General features: G+C 72.3%; 17 protein-coding genes, 1 tRNA gene and 1 pseudogene. 10 read left to right on the top strand and 9 right to left on the bottom strand.

The genetic code is table 11. From position 1 onward, the window contains the following. Window positions 1-77 precede the first annotated feature (77 nt). Window positions 78-732 (top strand): annotated as a pseudogene (locus tag ABZS51_RS07170) (ABC transporter ATP-binding protein); the annotation flags it as partial. A gap of 121 nt (window positions 733-853) precedes the next feature. Here ABZS51_RS07170 and ABZS51_RS07165 read toward each other — a convergent pair. The 4 genes from ABZS51_RS07165 to ABZS51_RS07150 all read right to left on the bottom strand — a co-directional run bounded on the left by ABZS51_RS07165 (window position 854) and on the right by ABZS51_RS07150 (window position 4,437). After that, a complete protein-coding gene (locus tag ABZS51_RS07165; RefSeq protein WP_355437307.1) occupies window positions 854-1,303 on the bottom strand; it encodes a hypothetical protein in 450 nt (149 codons plus the stop codon). A gap of 244 nt (window positions 1,304-1,547) precedes the next feature. Beyond that, window positions 1,548-2,189 (bottom strand): response regulator transcription factor, encoded by a 642-nt coding sequence (locus tag ABZS51_RS07160; RefSeq protein WP_310711824.1) that lies wholly within the window; start codon window positions 2,187-2,189, stop codon window positions 1,548-1,550. Further along, a complete protein-coding gene (locus ABZS51_RS07155; RefSeq protein WP_355437305.1) occupies window positions 2,186-3,391 on the bottom strand; it encodes a histidine kinase in 1,206 nt (401 codons plus the stop codon). The genes ABZS51_RS07160 and ABZS51_RS07155 overlap by 4 nt, the downstream gene beginning before the upstream one ends. 68 nt (window positions 3,392-3,459) lie before the next feature. Beyond that, window positions 3,460-4,437 (bottom strand): hypothetical protein, encoded by a 978-nt coding sequence (locus tag ABZS51_RS07150; RefSeq protein ID WP_355437303.1) that lies wholly within the window; start codon window positions 4,435-4,437, stop codon window positions 3,460-3,462. Between the two features lie 509 nt (window positions 4,438-4,946). On the opposite strand from ABZS51_RS07150, the gene ABZS51_RS07145 reads away from it, so the two are divergent. Then, a complete protein-coding gene (locus ABZS51_RS07145) occupies window positions 4,947-5,984 on the top strand; it encodes a GNAT family N-acetyltransferase (protein WP_355437301.1) in 1,038 nt (345 codons plus the stop codon). 250 nt (window positions 5,985-6,234) lie between these two features. Here the strand turns inward: ABZS51_RS07145 and ABZS51_RS07140 are convergent. Next, window positions 6,235-6,308: transfer RNA gene (locus ABZS51_RS07140), tRNA-Pro, on the bottom strand. 90 nt (window positions 6,309-6,398) lie between these two features. On the opposite strand from ABZS51_RS07140, the gene ABZS51_RS07135 reads away from it, so the two are divergent. The 4 genes from ABZS51_RS07135 (at window position 6,399) to ABZS51_RS07120 (ending at window position 8,615) form a co-directional block, all read left to right on the top strand. Then, window positions 6,399-6,824 carry a hypothetical protein gene (locus ABZS51_RS07135; protein WP_355437299.1) on the top strand — a complete coding sequence of 142 codons (426 nt, stop codon included), beginning with the start codon at window positions 6,399-6,401 and terminating at the stop codon, window positions 6,822-6,824. 138 nt (window positions 6,825-6,962) lie between these two features. Beyond that, window positions 6,963-7,508, top strand: coding sequence for a hypothetical protein (locus ABZS51_RS07130; protein WP_310711830.1), 546 nt, complete (start codon window positions 6,963-6,965; stop codon window positions 7,506-7,508). 5 nt (window positions 7,509-7,513) lie between these two features. After that, window positions 7,514-8,413, top strand: a complete 900-nt coding sequence (locus tag ABZS51_RS07125) for a hypothetical protein (RefSeq protein ID WP_355437296.1) — start codon at window positions 7,514-7,516, stop codon at window positions 8,411-8,413. Window positions 8,414-8,420: 7 nt separating this feature from the next. Next, window positions 8,421-8,615 carry a hypothetical protein gene (locus ABZS51_RS07120; RefSeq protein ID WP_355437294.1) on the top strand — a complete coding sequence of 65 codons (195 nt, stop codon included), beginning with the start codon at window positions 8,421-8,423 and terminating at the stop codon, window positions 8,613-8,615. A gap of 62 nt (window positions 8,616-8,677) precedes the next feature. Here the strand turns inward: ABZS51_RS07120 and ABZS51_RS07115 are convergent, their stop codons facing one another. Both ABZS51_RS07115 and ABZS51_RS07110 read right to left on the bottom strand, forming a co-directional pair. Beyond that, the gene (locus ABZS51_RS07115; protein ID WP_355437292.1) at window positions 8,678-9,091 is read right to left on the bottom strand and encodes an ATP-binding protein; all 414 of its coding nucleotides are present in this window, start codon (window positions 9,089-9,091) and stop codon (window positions 8,678-8,680) included. Window positions 9,092-9,107: 16 nt separating this feature from the next. Next, complete coding sequence (locus tag ABZS51_RS07110; RefSeq protein WP_355437290.1) at window positions 9,108-9,878, bottom strand: SigB/SigF/SigG family RNA polymerase sigma factor; 771 nt, start codon at window positions 9,876-9,878, stop codon at window positions 9,108-9,110. Between the two features lie 175 nt (window positions 9,879-10,053). On the opposite strand from ABZS51_RS07110, the gene ABZS51_RS07105 reads away from it, so the two are divergent. Next, a complete protein-coding gene (locus ABZS51_RS07105; protein ID WP_310711942.1) occupies window positions 10,054-10,410 on the top strand; it encodes an STAS domain-containing protein in 357 nt (118 codons plus the stop codon). A 29-nt stretch (window positions 10,411-10,439) separates the two neighbouring features. On the opposite strand, the gene ABZS51_RS07100 is transcribed toward ABZS51_RS07105, so the two are convergent. After that, a complete protein-coding gene (locus ABZS51_RS07100) occupies window positions 10,440-11,159 on the bottom strand; it encodes a GAF and ANTAR domain-containing protein (RefSeq protein WP_355437288.1) in 720 nt (239 codons plus the stop codon). A 58-nt stretch (window positions 11,160-11,217) separates the two neighbouring features. Here ABZS51_RS07100 and ABZS51_RS07095 point away from each other — a divergent pair, with 58 nt between their 5' ends. From ABZS51_RS07095 to ABZS51_RS07085, 3 genes are all read left to right on the top strand, one after another. Then, entirely contained in the window at window positions 11,218-13,053 is a 1,836-nt protein-coding gene (locus tag ABZS51_RS07095; protein ID WP_355437286.1) for a SpoIIE family protein phosphatase, read from the top strand. Between the two features lie 207 nt (window positions 13,054-13,260). Then, window positions 13,261-14,364 (top strand): glycosyltransferase, encoded by a 1,104-nt coding sequence (locus ABZS51_RS07090; protein ID WP_355437284.1) that lies wholly within the window; start codon window positions 13,261-13,263, stop codon window positions 14,362-14,364. Window positions 14,365-14,420: 56 nt separating this feature from the next. Beyond that, complete coding sequence (locus ABZS51_RS07085) at window positions 14,421-15,014, top strand: FMN-binding negative transcriptional regulator (protein WP_355437282.1); 594 nt, start codon at window positions 14,421-14,423, stop codon at window positions 15,012-15,014. 23 nt (window positions 15,015-15,037) lie between these two features. Here ABZS51_RS07085 and ABZS51_RS07080 read toward each other — a convergent pair whose 3' ends face one another. After that, window positions 15,038-16,090 carry a helix-turn-helix domain-containing protein gene (locus ABZS51_RS07080; RefSeq protein WP_310711839.1) on the bottom strand — a complete coding sequence of 351 codons (1,053 nt, stop codon included), beginning with the start codon at window positions 16,088-16,090 and terminating at the stop codon, window positions 15,038-15,040.

Here is a 16,090-nt window from a genome sequence, read left to right as displayed (position 1 = left end):
ACCATAGCAGCACGGCACGTGCCGTATTGACAGCTTTGACGCGACTCCTCCTTGTACGGCACGTGCCGTACCGGATAGGACTGGTCGGCCCCAACGGCGCCGGCAAGACCACCTCGTTGTCGATGGCGGTGGGCCTGCTCCGGCCGGATGCGGGCCGTGCCGAGATCTTCGGTGCCGACGTGTGGACGGACGCCGTACGGGCCAAGAGACTGATCGGCGTGCTGCCCGACGGGCGGCGATGCCCGAACGGCTGACCGGCCCGGAACTGCTGCGCTTCACGGGTCTGCTGCGCGGCATGGAGCGTTCCGAGGTCGATCGCCGGGCGGAGGAGCTGCTGGACGTCCTCGGGCTGGAGACGGCCGGCCGGGCCCTGGTGATGGAGTACTCCACCGGCATGCGCAAGAAGATCGGCCTTGCCTCCGCCCTGCTGCACGCGCCGAAGCTGCTGGTACTCGATGAGCCGCTGGAAGCGGTCGACCCGGTGAGCACGGCGACCATCAAGGTGACTCTGCAGCGGTTCGTGCGCGGGGCGGGACGGTGGTGCTGTCCAGCCATGTGATGGCCCTGGTGGAGCAGCTGTGCGACCACGTCGCGGTGATCGACGCGGGCCGGGTCGCCGCCTCGGGTCCGTTGGAGCGGGTGCGGGGCGGGCTGAGCCTGGAGGAGCGGTTCGTGAGCCTGGCCGGTGGCCGGCTGCCCGAGGTGGAGGAGCTGGCGTGGTTGGCGTCCTGATCCGGATGAAGCCGGCCGTCCAGCGCCATTCGATGAGCGGGCCGCGTGCCGCTCAGATGGTCTTCGGTGGTGTGGTGGGCCTGGCGCTGGCGGGCGCGGTCGTGCTGCTCGCCGGTCGGGACTATCCGGTGGCGTCGCTGCGGCTCGACCTGCTCGGTGCCGCGCTGGCGCTCTGGACGGCCGGCTGGCTCGTGGGGCCCGCCCTGTTCGGTGGCGGGGACGAGACCCTGCGCCCCGAGCACTTCGCCCTGCAGGCGATGTCCCCGCGCGCGTTGACCGCCGGCCTGGCCGCCGCCTCCTTCATCGGCGTCGCACCGGCGGTGACCCTGGTGGCGCTGGCCGGACTGGTGGTCGTGGCGACCGGGCTCGGGGCGACGGTGGTCGCCGTGGTGGCGGTCGTCCTCCAACTCGTCCTCACCGTGATCGCCTCCCGGCTGGTCACCGCCGCCCTCGGCCAGGTCATGCGATCGCGCACAGGCGCCGCGCCGGCGGCGCTGGTCAGCGCGACGGTGCTGGCCGCCCTCCACTCCGGCTGGGTGCTGTCACCCCTGGCCGGTACGGCGCTGGACACCGGGCGGTCCCCGCGATCATGCTCTCGACCGGGGAGATCAACCGCTCGTGGTTCCTGGCACTCCACCTGCCGGGGCGCCTTCAATGGCCGACGATCATCACAATGGTCGTCATCGGACTTGTCCTGCTCACCACGGGTCTGGGGATCGGGCTCCCCTACCTGGTCAGATCACGCCGATCTGTCGCCCAGCGCGACCCGTCAGAGCACCTCTGGTGTCGTCAGGCGACCGATTCCACGGCAGGGCCTAACGCTCGCCCGGAGTGACAACGCCGGATTCGTACGCCAGCACCACCGCCTGGACCCGGTCGCGCAGCCCGAGCTTCGTCAGGATGCGCCCCACGTGGGTCTTGACCGTGGTCTCCGACAAGAACAGCTCGACCCCGATCTCGGCGTTGGACGCGCCTCGGGCCAGGCTGAGGAACACTTCACGCTCACGCTCCGTGAGCACCTTGAGCACGGCGTCCGGGTCGGTGTCGGCCTTCGCGACGAGCCGCCCGATGAGCCGCCGGGTCGTGGCGGGCGCGATGATCGAGTCGCCCCGGTGCACGTGCCGGATCGCCGCGATGATCTCCTCTCCCGGCGCGTCCTTCAGCATGAACCCGCTCGCACCGGCGCGCAGCGCGGCCAGGGCGTGCTCGTCCAGGTCGAACGTGGTCAGCACCAGCACCTTCGGCGGGTCGTCCAGGCGCTGGATCTCCCGGGTGGCGGTGACACCGTCCATCCGGGGCATGCGGATGTCCATCACGACCACGTCGACGCGCCGCGACTCCAACGCCTTCAGGGCCGCCAGGCCGTCAGCGGCTTCGGCGACCACCTCCACGTCGGGCTGGGACCTGACGACCATGGCCAGGCCGTTGCGCAGCAACTCCTGGTCGTCGACGATCATGATCCTGATGATGGAAGACTCCTCGGCTCATAGGGCACGGTGGCCGACAGCTCGAAGCCGGCGCCGGGGCGTCTGCCTGCCTCCAGGGTGCCTCCCACCATGCTGAGACGTTCGCGCATCCCGGTCAGCCCGACGCCGGCCTCCTCGGCGGGCGGCCCGGCGCCGTCGTTGGTGATGGTGATGTGCACTCCGTCCGGACGCCACGCCAGCGTCATGTCGGCGGCGGCCGTCTCCCCCGCGTGCTTGATGACGTTGGTCAGCCCCTCTTGGATGACGCGATAGGCGGTCAGGTCGACGGCGGGGCGTAGCGGCCGGGCGTCCCCGACCTGCTGTACGGCGAGGCGTACGCCCGCATCGCGCACATGGTCCAGCAGGTCGGACAGGTCGCCGAGGCCCGGCTGCGGAGCGGTGCCGCCGTCGGCGCGCAGCACGCCCAGCAGCCCGCGCATGTCGCGCAAGGCATCGCGCCCGACCTCGGCGATGGTGGCGAACACCCCCGCCCCGGGCGAGTCCGGATCGGACAGCCTGCCGCCCTCCGCCTGGCTGACCATGACGGCGAGCGAGTGGGACACCACGTCGTGCATCTCGCGGCTGATGCGGTCGCGTTCCGCCCGCGCCGCCTCCTGCCGCTCCCGCGCACGGTCGGCCTCGGCGCGCTCGGCCTTCGCTCTGAGCTCGGACAGGAACAACACCCGCATCCGGCTGAGACGCCCCAGCGACCAGAGACACGCCGCCGCGGCGACCAGGCCGACCGACAGGCCGATGCGCCACGCGACCAGCTCGTAGGAGCCCGACGAGCCGCCCCACGAGGCCGGGTCCCACAGGCGCGCCAGAACCAGGGCCACTCCGGCCACGGCGACGGCCAGGCAGACCAGGCCGGGCACCAGTTCGAGCCGGCCGGACGCCGTGTACAGCAGCAGCCCGAAGACCAGCGTGCTCGGCAGCAGCACCGCCGGATAGTAGGCGCCGCCCGGGTCGTGCAGGGGCGGCAGCGCCACCAGCAGCAGCATCGCCGCGGCGGCCAGCGCGTACGCCGGCAGCGGGCGCAGCCGACGCAGGACGACGCAACCATGCAGGAGGAGCAGGCCGGCACCCGCGAGCAGGCGCGGCGACAGAGGACTGTCCGACGCCCGGAGCAGGCTCAACGAGACCAGGCCGAGCGGCAGGAGGAGCAGGACGGCGAGCACGGCATCGGCACCCACCTGATGCCGGTTGAGAAACGAGTCCACTGCGGCGCCGGCAGGGGACGAGGACTCTCCCACGCCCACCATTATGGTCGGCGTGCGTGGGCGAGGTGCCGGCGGCGGGCGAGGTAGGCCAGGGCGGCCACCGCCAGGGCCGGCCCCCACAGCGGCCACAACATCTCCGGCAGCCAGGCGCCCAGCTCCGCGCCCGCGCCCGTCGGGCCGATCTGCTCGCCGGTGAGCTTCTTGCGGACGTACATCAGTCCGGCGGAGGTGATGGGGAGGGAGGCGGCCAGAGCCGAGTAGGCCGGGAACCGCGCCGGGATCGGCCGCCCGCGCAGGAACGGCACCCAGCGCGGCCAGATCTCACCCCACGGCCGGACCAGGCCGACGGTCAGGACCGCGCCGACGAGACCGAGCGTGCTGAGACCGGCGCCGATCGGGGTGATCTCGGCGATGTAGGCCAGGAAGTGGTCGCTGATACCGACGGGCACGCCCAGGAGCCAGCCGAAGCGGGTGACGGCGTAGACGACGGGGACGGCGACCGCGACAGCGGTCGCGTACCGCCCGATCCGTAGCGCGCCGGCGGCGCTGCCGGACCGACCGGGCCCTCCGATCAGCGTGCGCGTCCCCAGGACCAGCAGGCTGACGCCGGCCGCCATCAGGATGAGCAGGTTGACGCTGGGCCACGTCAGCATGGTCGCGATCAACGAGAACTCGACCTGGCCGGCGAGCGCGGCGGCCAGCATCACCGGCAGGTACCCGGCGCTCATCATGATGCGCACGTCGGGCAGGAGGACCGCCAGGCCGACGCCGGCCACGACGGCCACGACGGCGGGGGCCCGGTTGAGCGGACCTCTGGCGGCGAGCACCGCGACGACGGCGGCCACCAGCGCCGTCATCGCCAGCACACCCCCGCCGGCCGCCGCCGGAAGAGGGTCGAGCAGCGTGCTGCCCGGACCAGCACGGCCGGCGTCGAACGGATAGCCGGGCCCGCCGAGAGCCCAGAGCAGGCCGAGGACCAGATAGCTCACCGACCAGACGGCGACGATCAGGACCGGCACGATCGTACGGCGGCTTCGTGGAGAAGAGGTGTTCACCCGGCCCAATCTGCCGCCGCGGCGGTGCCCCGCACATCGTCACCGGGTCTCGGCCGGCTCCTCCGGAGGTCGCGACGGCGTCGTCCCCGAGGAGGACCCCTCAGCCGCGGTGACCCCTCGGTTGCAGACGCAGCGGGCACCTGACGGTGTCAGTGAGATCGGCGCGCTCGCATCGGTGCCGGACCGTGCTGCCCCCGTCCGGGTGCCGTTGCAGCGACAGAGGATCATCGAGCAGGTCACGCCGCTGACGGAACGCGAAGGGGTTCAGAAGCAGGCATGAGAGTGTCAACGGCCAGGTGCGTGTCGCCGCTGGTGGCCATGCGAAAGTCTCTCCATTCGGACATCATCCTCGGAATGGGACTCTTCAGTTTCGGGATGATCATGATCGTGTCCGTATTGCTGGCCGGTGCCGGCGGATGCTCATCCCCAGCGGCCGTGCGCGCGGCTGACCTGGCAGAGGAAGCGAGGGCGTGATGAGTGTCGAGATCTTTCCCTTTGATCCGGACAAAGCTTCTGACGTCGAGCTCCGTGGTCAGTACGGCCTGGCGATCGCCGCGTTCTCGGTGGATCGACCCGACGCGCCCAAGCCCGGCTACGACACGTTCGTGGGCCGGTTGCGTGCCATTCCGCCGGGCGTGGGCAGGCAGCGGCTCTGGGCGGCGCGCAGGCAAGGTCACCTGGCGGGCCTCGCGATCACACAGGCGTCACGGTCGGAGGACGACAACAGCATTGTCGTCGACGTCCGCGTCCATCCTGAGCTGCGCCGGCAGGGGATCGGGACGGCGCTGCTCCGCCGAGCGCTCGGCGGCTCATCCGCCGAAGGCCGTGAGCTCATCGTGGGACGAGGCGTGACCGCCGGCGGCGACGGCGAGCAGTGGATCCGCGCACGGGGCTTCACCGTCGTGCAACGGGTGGCCCTACAGGTGCTCAGGGTTCCTGAGGTGGACCCGGCGCTCTGGGAGGTCCCCGTGCCGGCCGGTCACCGCTTGGAACAATGGACGGGAGCCGCACCCGACACCCTCGTGGAGTCCTTCGCACGAGCGCGCGGCGCCATCCATGACGCCCCCGTCGGAGACTCCAGCCACCGTCACCCGCACTGGTCCGTACCGCGAGTGCGGCAAGCCGAGCACGACGCGCGCCGGCGCGGCGTCGAACACCGGGCCGTCGCGGTCGTGCACGAGGCGAGCGATGCCGTGGTCGGCCTGACAGAGCTGGAGATCTTCCCCGGCATGCCCGACACGGCCGTCCAGCAGGACACGGCCGTGCTACCCAGGCACCGGGGTCGCGGGCTGGGCCGCACCGTGAAAGCCGCCATGATGCGGTGGCTGCTGGCCGAGCGACCGGAAATCTGCCTGGTGGTGACGAACGTGGACGCGGGCAACGACTACATGACGCGCGTCAATCATCAACTGGGTTATGTCACGACGCGGATCATGCTCACCGCCGAAGCAGCTCTCGGCGCACTCGAATCCCGGCTCAGCGCACTGGCATGGGAACGCGGCATTCCGTGACGGCTTGGCTGCGGCCGCAGTTCCGGTGGCACGACTCGCGACGGTAATCCGCATCACGGTGATCCGTGCCGTTCGCCCCGCAGGATGGAGAAAGGCCGCTCTATCAGGCCGGAGCCGCTCTGAGCAGCCATCTGTCCGCCGGCTGGTCCCCAGGTCAGAGATCGCGAAGGAGACTGCGATCACGACTACGACAACGAGAAGGGCCGGCCTACCTGGGCTTTCACCCAAGCCGACCGGCCTTGTGTCACCGTCGGGACGACAGGATTTGAACCTGCGACCCCTTGACCCCCAGTCAAGTGCGCTACCAAGCTGCGCTACGTCCCGGTGTGTGTCCGTCCCTGTGGGGCGAGACGTCATAACCTTAGCGCACATCGGAGGTGCCCGTGCACAGCGCGGGCGGGAGCGGAGGCGGCCTTGGGGCGTAGGGCGGCGATCGATCGCGGGGAGCTGGCGAGGCTCGTGGCCGAGGGGTGGAGCGTGCGGGAGATGGCCGCGCACTTCGGCGTGAGCGAGTCCGGGGTGCTCCAGGCGAAGCGCGCCGCCGGGCTGGTGAAGCCGACCCTGGATCATGGTCGTGCCGTGCCGTGGAAGGTGTCCCGGGAGCACATCCAGTCGGGTCCCGCGACGAACCTGCGCAACCTGTCCGCCGCCGCGCAGGGCAAGCCGCCCGCGTCCGAGCGGCTGAACACCGCCCTGCGGTGGGCGCAGCGGCTCGTCGACGCCGGGCTGGATGTGGCGTACGACCCTGTGGCGGGGTTCCGGGAGGTGCCCGTGGGGGCTGGTCGTTCGCATGTTGCCGCGGTGCTGGCGGAGGCCAGGGAGGCGCTGGAAGCCGGGTGATCCTGTCCCGGGGGCAGGGGCGGGTTCCGCGGTCCCGGAAAGCGCGGCCGGCAGGGGGTTGCGGCCCGTTCCCGAGCGTTTCGGGAGCCGGTTCGGGGGCAGGCGCTGGTCTCAACACAGAGACCGGAGGCGAACATCATGTCCACCTTGATCTGGGTGGCCGTCGTCGTGGTCGCGGTGGTGGCGCTCGCCGCAGTCGGCTACGTGGTGCTCCAGCAGCAGCGCCGTAGCCGCCTCCGCGCCCGTTTCGGCCCCGAGTACGAACGCCTGATGGCCGAGCACGACAACAAGAAGGAAGCCGAGCAGGAGCTGCTGGCCCGGGAGCAGCGGCACGCCGAGCTCGACATCCGCCCCCTGTCGGAGGAGACGCGCAACAGCTACGCCAAGCGGTGGACCGAGGTGCAGGAGCGCTTCGTGGACGCGCCCGGGTTCGCGGTGACCGAGGCGGACCAGCTCGTGACGTCCGTCATGGCCGACCGCGGCTATCCGACGGAGAACTTCGAGCAGCGACTGTCCGACTTGTCCGTGGTGCACGCGTCGACGCTCGACCACTACCGCAGGGCGCACGAGATCAGCGGGCGCGCGGCCCGTAAGGAGGCTTCCACGGAGGAGCTCCGGCAGGCGATGGTCCACTACCGCGCGCTCTTCGAGGAACTGCTGGAAGAGACGACGCGAGGACGGTGAGGGACGTGGGTGACGAGATGAGAGTGCCGCCCCAGCGGGCCGACGAGCGGCCCGGTGACGAGCACGTGGGTGGCGAGCACGTGGCTGACGGGCGCCCGGGCGGCGGGCACTGGAGCGGGGAGCGGCGGGACCCGGCGAACGACCACCGTCACGGTGCGCTGGACGACGTGCGCGGCGACGACGACGTGCGGGCCGCGCGGCCCGAGGACGACGATCTGCGCATGATCGTGGACGACGACCGCGACCGCGACGGCGGCCGGGCGGCCCTGGGTGACGAACCGGCGGGCGGCACGGGTGACGACGTCCTGGTGCACAGCGGCGGCGACGGTGACGGCGCCCGCGGAGGACGCGACGGCCTCGACCACGGCGGCATCGGGCGTGACGGGCTGGATGACGAGGACGACGTACCGGGGCCGAACGACGACGGCGTGCGGCGGGAGCCGTACGCGACCGGCGTCTCCACCGGACCTGGTCCGGCGGTGGACGAGGACGTGGCGGGAGCGGACGGCGGTGCGGCCCCGTCCCACGCGGCGCCGGCCGAGATCGTGCTGTTCGACCAGGACCCGGCCGAGGTGCAGGCGCGCTGGCGCGAGCTGCAGGCCGGCTTCGTGGACGACCCGAACGAGGCCGTCAAGCGGGCCGACGGGCTCGTCGGCGAGGTCGTCGAGGCGCTCACGAGCGCGCTGACGTCCCGCACGGGCGAGCTGCGCCGACGCTGGAACGACTCCGACGGGAACGGCGGCGGGCGGACCGACACCGAGCAGCTCCGCCTGGCGCTGCGCGAGTACCGGACCGTGCTGGAACGGCTGCTGGCCCTGTCCGGCGGCGGCACCACGGCGACGCCCGGCGCCACCACGGCATCGCCCGCCACCACGACAACGCCTACCACCACAGGGACGAGGTGAGCGGCTCATGCTGGCGATCGTCGCGGCCATCGTGTTCGGGCTGGGGTTCCTGCTCGACCTGGTCAACGTGCGGATACCGGGCGGCATCTCCGGTACGACGTTCATGCTCCTCGGTCTGATGTTCCTCGCGCTGCACCAGGCCGGTGTGGGGACGGCCAGCGTCCGCAGCAACAGCGGCTGGCGCGGGCGGACCAGGAGGTAGGACCGGCCGGCATGACCGGCCAGACCCCCGGACGGCAACGGTCCGGGGGTCTTTCGCATGAATCACTTGGCGGGGAAGCGCATGATGACCGTGCTGCCGCCGGCGCCCACCCGGAGGTCGAGGTCGGAGGAGAGCATGCGGGCGACCCACAGTCCCATCCCGCCGACCGAGCCGGGCATGGGGCCGGGCTTCCAGGCGCCGCGGTCGTGCACCTCCACCAGGACGTCGTCACCGTCCGCCCACATCCGCGCGCGGGCCTCGACATGGCCGTGGGTGACGGCGTTGGTGGCGACCTCGTTCACCGCGATGACGAAGTCGCCGACGGCCTCCTCGGGCATGCCGGCGCCGCGGGCCTCGGACTCGGCGAGCTCCCGGACCCGTGGCAGGTCCTGCAGCCGGAAGGTGATGTTCCTGATGGGCGTGCCGGGTGGCGGGCCCGTCAGGCCCGCGTCGTGAGGATGCCTGTCCTCGTGCACCCGGCGTTCCGCCCTCTCAGCCGACAAGCTCGGCGCGCAGCTGGTCGAGGACCTTGCGCAGGATCCGGGACACGTGCATCTGCGAGATGCCGAACTCCGCCGCGATCTCGGCCTGCGTCATGTTGCCGAAGAAGCGCAGGAGCAGGATGTGCTTCTCGCGGGAGGGCAGGGCGTCGATGAGCGGCTTGACCGCCTCGCGGTCGACCATGGTGCTGAGGGTGTCGTCGTCCTCCGGGATGACGTCGCCGAGCGAGGCGGCGTCGTCGTCGGTGCCGAGCGGCGCGTCCAGCGACAGCGTGCTGTAGGCGGCGGAGGCGTCGAGCGTGAGCAGGACGTCCTCCTCGCTGATGTTCATCTTGGCGGCGAGCTCGGCGACCGTCGGCGAGCGGCCGAGCGTCTGGCTGAGATCGGCGACGAGCCGGTTCAGCTCGGAGCGGCGCTCCTGGTAGAGGCGGGGGACGCGGATGGCCCAGGTGCGGTCGCGGAAGTGGCGCTTGACCTCGCCGGTCATCGTGACGACGGCATAGCCGCGGAAGGCGTGGCCGAGGGTCGGGTCGAAGCCGTTGATGGCCTTCATCAGACCGACGTACGCGGCCTGGAGCAGGTCCTCCAGCGGCTCGCCGCGGTAGCGGTAGCGCCGGGCGATCTCCATGGCCAGCGGGCGGTGCATCTCCACGATGCGCTCGCGCAGCCGTTCCCGCAGACTGTCGGGGGTGTCGATCCTGACCATCTCGGCCAGGAGCTCTTCGGCGGTCAACTCCTCGAGAACGAGTTCCTGCAGGGCCATCGCTGCTCCTCATATGAATCGCAGGGCGGCCTCCACCGAAAAAAGCCCATGCAGAGGCACGCCTCGCGTCTAACTTCGAGACGAAAGCCCTCTGCTGGACTTCAGCTTCCAGTATGCCTCATCCCGCGGGGCGTATGCCTCCCCACCGCGGTGACAGTAGGGTTGCCCCGTGACAATGCCGGAGAACGGTGAGGGCTCTGTGGCCGCTCTGAGCCTGACGTCGTCGACCGTGAACGAGATCACTGTGGTCAAGGTCGACGGGGTGCTCGACGCGACGACGCGCGAGCAGTTCGCCGACTACCTGTCCCTGTCGGGCCCGGATCTGATCCTGGACCTGGCCGGAGTGACGTTCATGGACTCGCGCGCCCTGGGGCTGATCGTGCACCAGTGGCAGACAAGCCTGGCCGCCAGTTCCAGGTTCGCCCTGGTGGGGGTCGAGTACTCGAAGTCCAAGGTGATGTGGATCACCGGCCTCGCGCAGCGGCTGCCGCTGTACGACACGCTGGACGACGCGCTGGCGGCGTTCGGCTAGCCGGGTGGCGCCCCTCGGCGGCGTGACCATCAGCGGCGTGACTTCCGCTGGTGCTCGTCCACGAGCAGCCTGGCCAGGTCGGCCACCTTGACCTGGTGGTGCTGGGAGATCCGGCGCAGCTCCTCGAAGGCGGCCTCGGCGGTGCAGCCGCTGGTCTGCATGATGATGCCCTTGGCCTGGTCGATGACGGCCCGGCCGTTGAGCGCCTCCTGGAGCTGGGCGGCGTCGGTGCGGACCTCCTCGAAGTCCCACATGTTGGCCATGGCGACGCCGACCTGCTGGGTCAGCATCTCGGCTAGCGCGTGCGCGGCCACCGGGGAGAACGCGCCGGGCCGTACGGAGTAGAGGCCGACGAGCAGCAACGCGGGGGCGACCTTGATGGGCAGGACGAGGACCGAGCGGACCCCCCAGCGGTTGGCCAGGGCGGCGTAGCGGGGCCAGCGGCCCTCATCGAGCACGTCGCCGACCACCACCTGGCCGGCGGTGCGGCGCGCGTCGGCGGAGGGCCCCTCCCCCAGGCGGCGCTCCTCCTCGGCCAGCGTGATCAGCTCGCTGTGCGAGCCGGAGACGAGGACGCGCTGGTCGCGCCAGTGCTCGGCCGAGCTGCCCGAGCAGCCGGGCACGCCGTCGGCCAGCGCCGTGGTGAGGCCGCGCAGCACGCTCTCGGTCGAGGTGGCCTCGTCCAGGCGGCCGAGTGCCGCGAGGTCACGCGCGAGGCCGGGGGTGATCATCGTCACGGTCGATTCCATAGCTTCGCCTCCCTACCCCTTATAGCTAGCATTATCCCGCGTGGCGTAGCGTCAGAGCATGACTGTGCCGGACCTCGAACACGCTCTGGACGCGCTCTCGGCGCGCGTCACGTCTCTGCGTGAGGCGAGGACGGCCTACCCGTCCGAACTCGCCCCTACCCTGGACGCCGCGCTCGCCGAGCTCGACACCGCGACCGAGCTGCTGGCCGAGGCGCGCGCCGAGCTGAGCAGGGCCTCCGACAGGCGGCAGGGCGGCAAGAAGGACGGCCCCCAGCGGGAGCTGAAGCTGCTGCGGCAGGTGTTCCGCGCGTTCCCGGTGCCGGTGATCGTGCTGGACGGCGGCGGCGTGGTGCGGCGCGTCAACGGCGAGACCTCACGGGTGCTGGGCAGCCCCGACGGCTATCTCGTGGGCCGCTCGTTCCCGCTGCTGGTGGACGTGTCGCGGCGGGCCGCGTTCCGCTCGCACCTGACGTCCGTGCTGCAGACCGGGCAGCCGGCCGCGTTCGAGACGCGGCTGGCGCACCAGGGACGCACGCACACCGTCCAGCTCGCCCTGACCCGGCTGACGATGCCGGGCGAGCCGCAGCAGATGGTGGCCGCCGTGGCGCTGCCGACCGAGGTGCAGCTCCCGGGCCCGGCGGCGGAGCGGCCGGAGCAGTCCGACGGCGCGCTGCTGATGGCGGCGGCCCGGCGGCAGGACCTGCTGGCCCGCATGGGCGCGCTGCTGCTGGACGAGGAGGCGCTGCGGCAGCCGGTCGCGCTCCCCCGCGCCACGCGGCTGCTGGCGGCCGGCTGGGCCGACTGGGTGATCGCCGACGTCGTCCGCGACGGGCTGCCGCGTCGCTCGGTCGTGGTGGCGCCCAAGGACCATCCTCTCGGCGGGCTGGTACGGCAGGTCGAGGGCGCGGAGCCGGCGGCCGCCCAGGTGGTGGCGCAGGTGCTGGCGCGCGGCTCGGGCGTCGTCCACGAGATGGTGGACGACGAGACGCTGCTCGGCTTCTGCGCGGACGGGCCGCTGCTGACCGCGATGGGCGCGGGCTCGCTGCTGTGCGTGCCGATCGGCACCGGCGACGGCGCGCTGACGCTGGTGCGCGAGCACCACCGGCCGCCGTTCACGCTGGCCGATCTGGGGGTCATGCAGGAGGTGGGGCTGCAGCTCGGGCTCGCCGTACGGGCGCAGCGAAGCTTCCAGCGGCGCTCGCGGGCGGCGGACGCGCTGTCGGCCAGTGTCGCGCCGCGCAACCTGCCGGACGTGCCGGGGTACGAGGCGAGCGCCATCTACCATCCGGGCGCCTCGGTGGGGGCGGAGTTCTACGACGTGTTCCCCGTGGAGGGCGGGTGGGGGTTCGCCCTGGGCGGGGCCGTCGGCAAGGGCGAGGAGGCCGCCTCGGTCAGCGCCCTGGTCAGGGGCGGGCTGCGGGTGCTGAGCGCCTGGGAGTCCGACCCCGACGTGGTCGTGCGCAAGGTGAACGAGGCCCTGATGAAGCAGGGCTCGGGCATGTTCGTCATGGCGGTGGCGGGGTTCGTGCAGGGGCGGCGGATCCGGCTGTCGTCGGCCGGGCACCATCCGGCGGCGCTGATGCAGCCGGACGGGAGCGTGCGGTTCGCGGCGGGCGGCGGCGTTCCGCTGGGCATCTCACCCGCGGCCGAGACCGCGGTGGAGGAGATCACGGTCGGCATGGGCCAGACCCTGGTGCTCTACTCCGAGGGGCTGGTCTCCTCCCGCAACGAGGCCGGTGAGCCGTACGGCGAGGAGCGGCTGGCGGACGTGCTGGGCCGGTGCGCGGGGCAGTCCCCGGCGACGGTGGTCAAGGCCGTGGAGGCGGACCGCAGCGCGTTCTCGGGTGGCCAGGTGTGGGACGAGATCGTCGTCCTGGCGCTGCGCGGCGTCTGACCTCGCGGTTTCCGCCGGAGCCGGTCCCGGCGTGGGCGGAATTCTTGGAGCTCCAGCGGGTAGTACGCGGTATTTGGGCGAGAAGTCGGTTCTGTCGGGGTTTGCGCGTGGGCCCGTTCCGGGTAAAGTCTTCAGCACAGATATCCGTGCCTAAGACGCAGGCACACCTTGAAGGCTGTTCTTTGTGCTTTCCACCTGAGGTGTGCCATGAATATCGCGATCGTCGCTTCCGTCAACGGCAGCAAGCGCCACCAGATCCACGCCGTAGCCCGCGAGCTGGGGCGTGAGCACCACGTCACGATCTACTCCCGCCGGGACAGCGCCGAGGGCAAGCCCAGGACGCGGGTGGCCCCGGGGGTCACGGTGGAGCACATCGACGTGGGCCCGGCCCAGGACCTGCGGCCGGACGACGTCATGCCGTACCTCAACGAGATCGGCCGTCACCTGACCAATCGCTGGAGCCAGGAGCGCCCGGACGTGATCCACGCCCACTCCTGGACCGGCGGGCTGGCCGCCGTGGCCGGCGCCAAGAGCCTGGACGTGCCGGTGACGCAGACCTTCCACTCGGTCGACGCCGCCCACATCAAGCTGGAGCGGGCGCTCGGCCGCCGCGCCAACGCGGTCATCGCGGGCTCCAACGACGAGGAGTCGGCGCTGATCCGGCTCGGCGTGCCGCGCAACAACATCGCCATCGTCCCCTACGGCGTCGACACCGAGCGCTTCCACCGCACCGGCCCGGCCGCGACGCGCGGCTCGCACAAGCGGCTGCTGCACGTCGGAGCCCTCGCCCCCGACCGCGGCGCGCACACGATCATCCGGGCCCTGCAGGGCCTGACGGACGTCGAGCTCGTCATCGCCGGCGGGCCGGACCCCGAGCAGCTCGGCGACGACCGGGAGGCGCGCCGCCTGCGGGCCCTGGCCGAGCAGCTCGGCGTGGCCGACCGCGTGACCCTGCTCGGCCAGGTCAAGCGGACCGCCGTCCCCAAGCTCATGCGCGGCGCCGACGCCGTGGTGACCGTCCCCCGCGAGTCCACGACCGGCATCGTCGCCCTGGAGGCCATGGCCTGCGGCGTTCCGGTGATCGCCTCCGCCGTGGGCGCCCACCTCGACTCCGTCATCGACGGCGTGACCGGCCTGCTGGTGCCGCCGGACCGCCCGGCCCAGACCGCCCGCCTGGCCCGCGAGCTGCTCGCGGACGGCACGCTGCGGACCGCGCTCGGCTACGCCGGCGCCGACCGCGCCCGCTCCCGCTACTCCTGGGAGCGCGTCAGCCAGGAGCTCGTCCGCGTGTACGAGGCCGCCTGCGCCTGATCCCCGGGCCGGACCCGCTCCCCGGGTCCGGCCCTACGGGACATATGATCCCCCGCATGCTGATTCACCCCTGGGACGCCGGCGACGAGAAGCAGTCCCTCGCCTACGTCAGGGCCAACCCGTTCGGGCAGCTCATCGCCGCCGGCCGGGGCCGCGACCTCCCCGTGGTGGTCCCCACCCAGTTCCTCCTGTACGACGACCGGACGGTTCTCCTCCACCTGGCCCGGCCCAACCCCGTCTGGGCGGCCGTCGAGGAGAACCCGAAGGTGCTCCTGTCCGTCGCCGGCCCCTGGGCGTACATCCCGGGCTCGTGGCGGGCCGAGCCGGGCACCGACCCGGCGCTCGGCGTCCCGACCACCTACTACTCGGCCGTCCAGCTCGCCTGCCACGCCGAGATCGTCGCGGACCCCGAGGGCAAGCTGGAGATCCTCCGGGCCCAGCTCGGCGACCTCGACGCGGAGGCCGGGGACCCCGCCGCCATGCCACGGCTGCTGTCGGGGCTCCAGGGGCTGCGGCTGACCGTCGAGGAGATCCGCGGCAAGTTCAAGTACGACGGCCACAAGGACGCCGGGCACCAGGGGCGGGTGGCGGGGCTCCTGGCCGCGCGGGGCGGCCCCGGCGACGCCTCGGCCCTGCGCCACCTGTCCTGAGAGCCTCGCCGAGGAACCCGCCCTCAGACGAGCCGGGCGGCCTTGAGGCCCAGGTGGACGGCCAGGCGGTCGTCGCCGTCCGACAGGTCGCGGCCCAGCAGCCGCTCCGCCTTGCCCAGCCGGTAGTAGAGCGTCTGGCGGTGGATGCCCAGCTCGGCCGCCGTCTTCTGGGCGTGGCCGCCGAGGTCGAGGTACGTCTCCACGGTGTGGCCCAGCTCCGGGTCCAGCACGGCGGTCTCGGCCGCCAGCTCCGTCAGGTCGGCCTGGCCGAGGCGGGCCAGCAGCCGGTGCGCGCCCAGGTCCTCCCAGCGGGCGACGGGCGCGAAGCGCGGGAAGTGCTCGGCGATGCGCAGCGCCTGCCGCGCCTCCCGCCAGCTCTGCCACGCCTCCCCCGGGTCACGCCGGGTCGCCCCGATGCCGGCCGCCGTGCCGTACGCGGCCTGGACCGTGCGCGCGACCTCGGCGGCCAGGTGGGCTGGGGCGAGCAGCGCGACCGGCGAGCCGGGACGGGCCAGCACGCCGCGCGGCAGCGTCCACAGGGCCGCCACCCGCTCCTCCGACTCGCGCACCGCGATCGCCGCGACCGGGCCGAGCACCTCCAGCGAGGCGCCCGCGCGCTCCTCGGGGTCGGCCGAGAGCAGCGCCCGCAGGTCGCGCCCGGCGTCGCGGCGGCCGCGGGCCTCCTGCGCCAGCGCGGCGGCGGCGCGTCCCACCAGCGGCTCGGCCCGCCTCAGCACCTCGTCGGTGAGGCTGCCGGAGTCGAGCAGCCACAGGTAGCCGTAGGTGACGTCCTGGTGCCGCAGCGGCCAGCAGACCCGGGCCAGCACCTTGAGGTCGGCGTCGGCCGGGATGCGCACCGGGTGGCCGGCGCGGGCGATGCCGTACCGTTCGAAGTAGTCGCGGACCTCCGGCGTGGCGCGCCGGCGCAGGATCGACTCCTGCCGCACGGTGTCGATGTCGCCGTGCTGCGCGCCGTACGCGAGCAGGCGGAACGAGCGGTCCTCCAGCGTCGCGGAGGCCCCGAGCAGGCGGGCGAGCTCATCGACGATGTCCTGCAGATCAGCCGAGTTGTCCAT

The sequence above is a fragment of the Nonomuraea sp. NPDC005501 genome, from assembly GCF_040605905.1.
GTDB lineage: Bacteria > Actinomycetota > Actinomycetes > Streptosporangiales > Streptosporangiaceae > Nonomuraea.
Note: the sequence above shows the minus strand (reverse complement) of the source record. Positions and strands in the feature narration are given on the sequence as shown.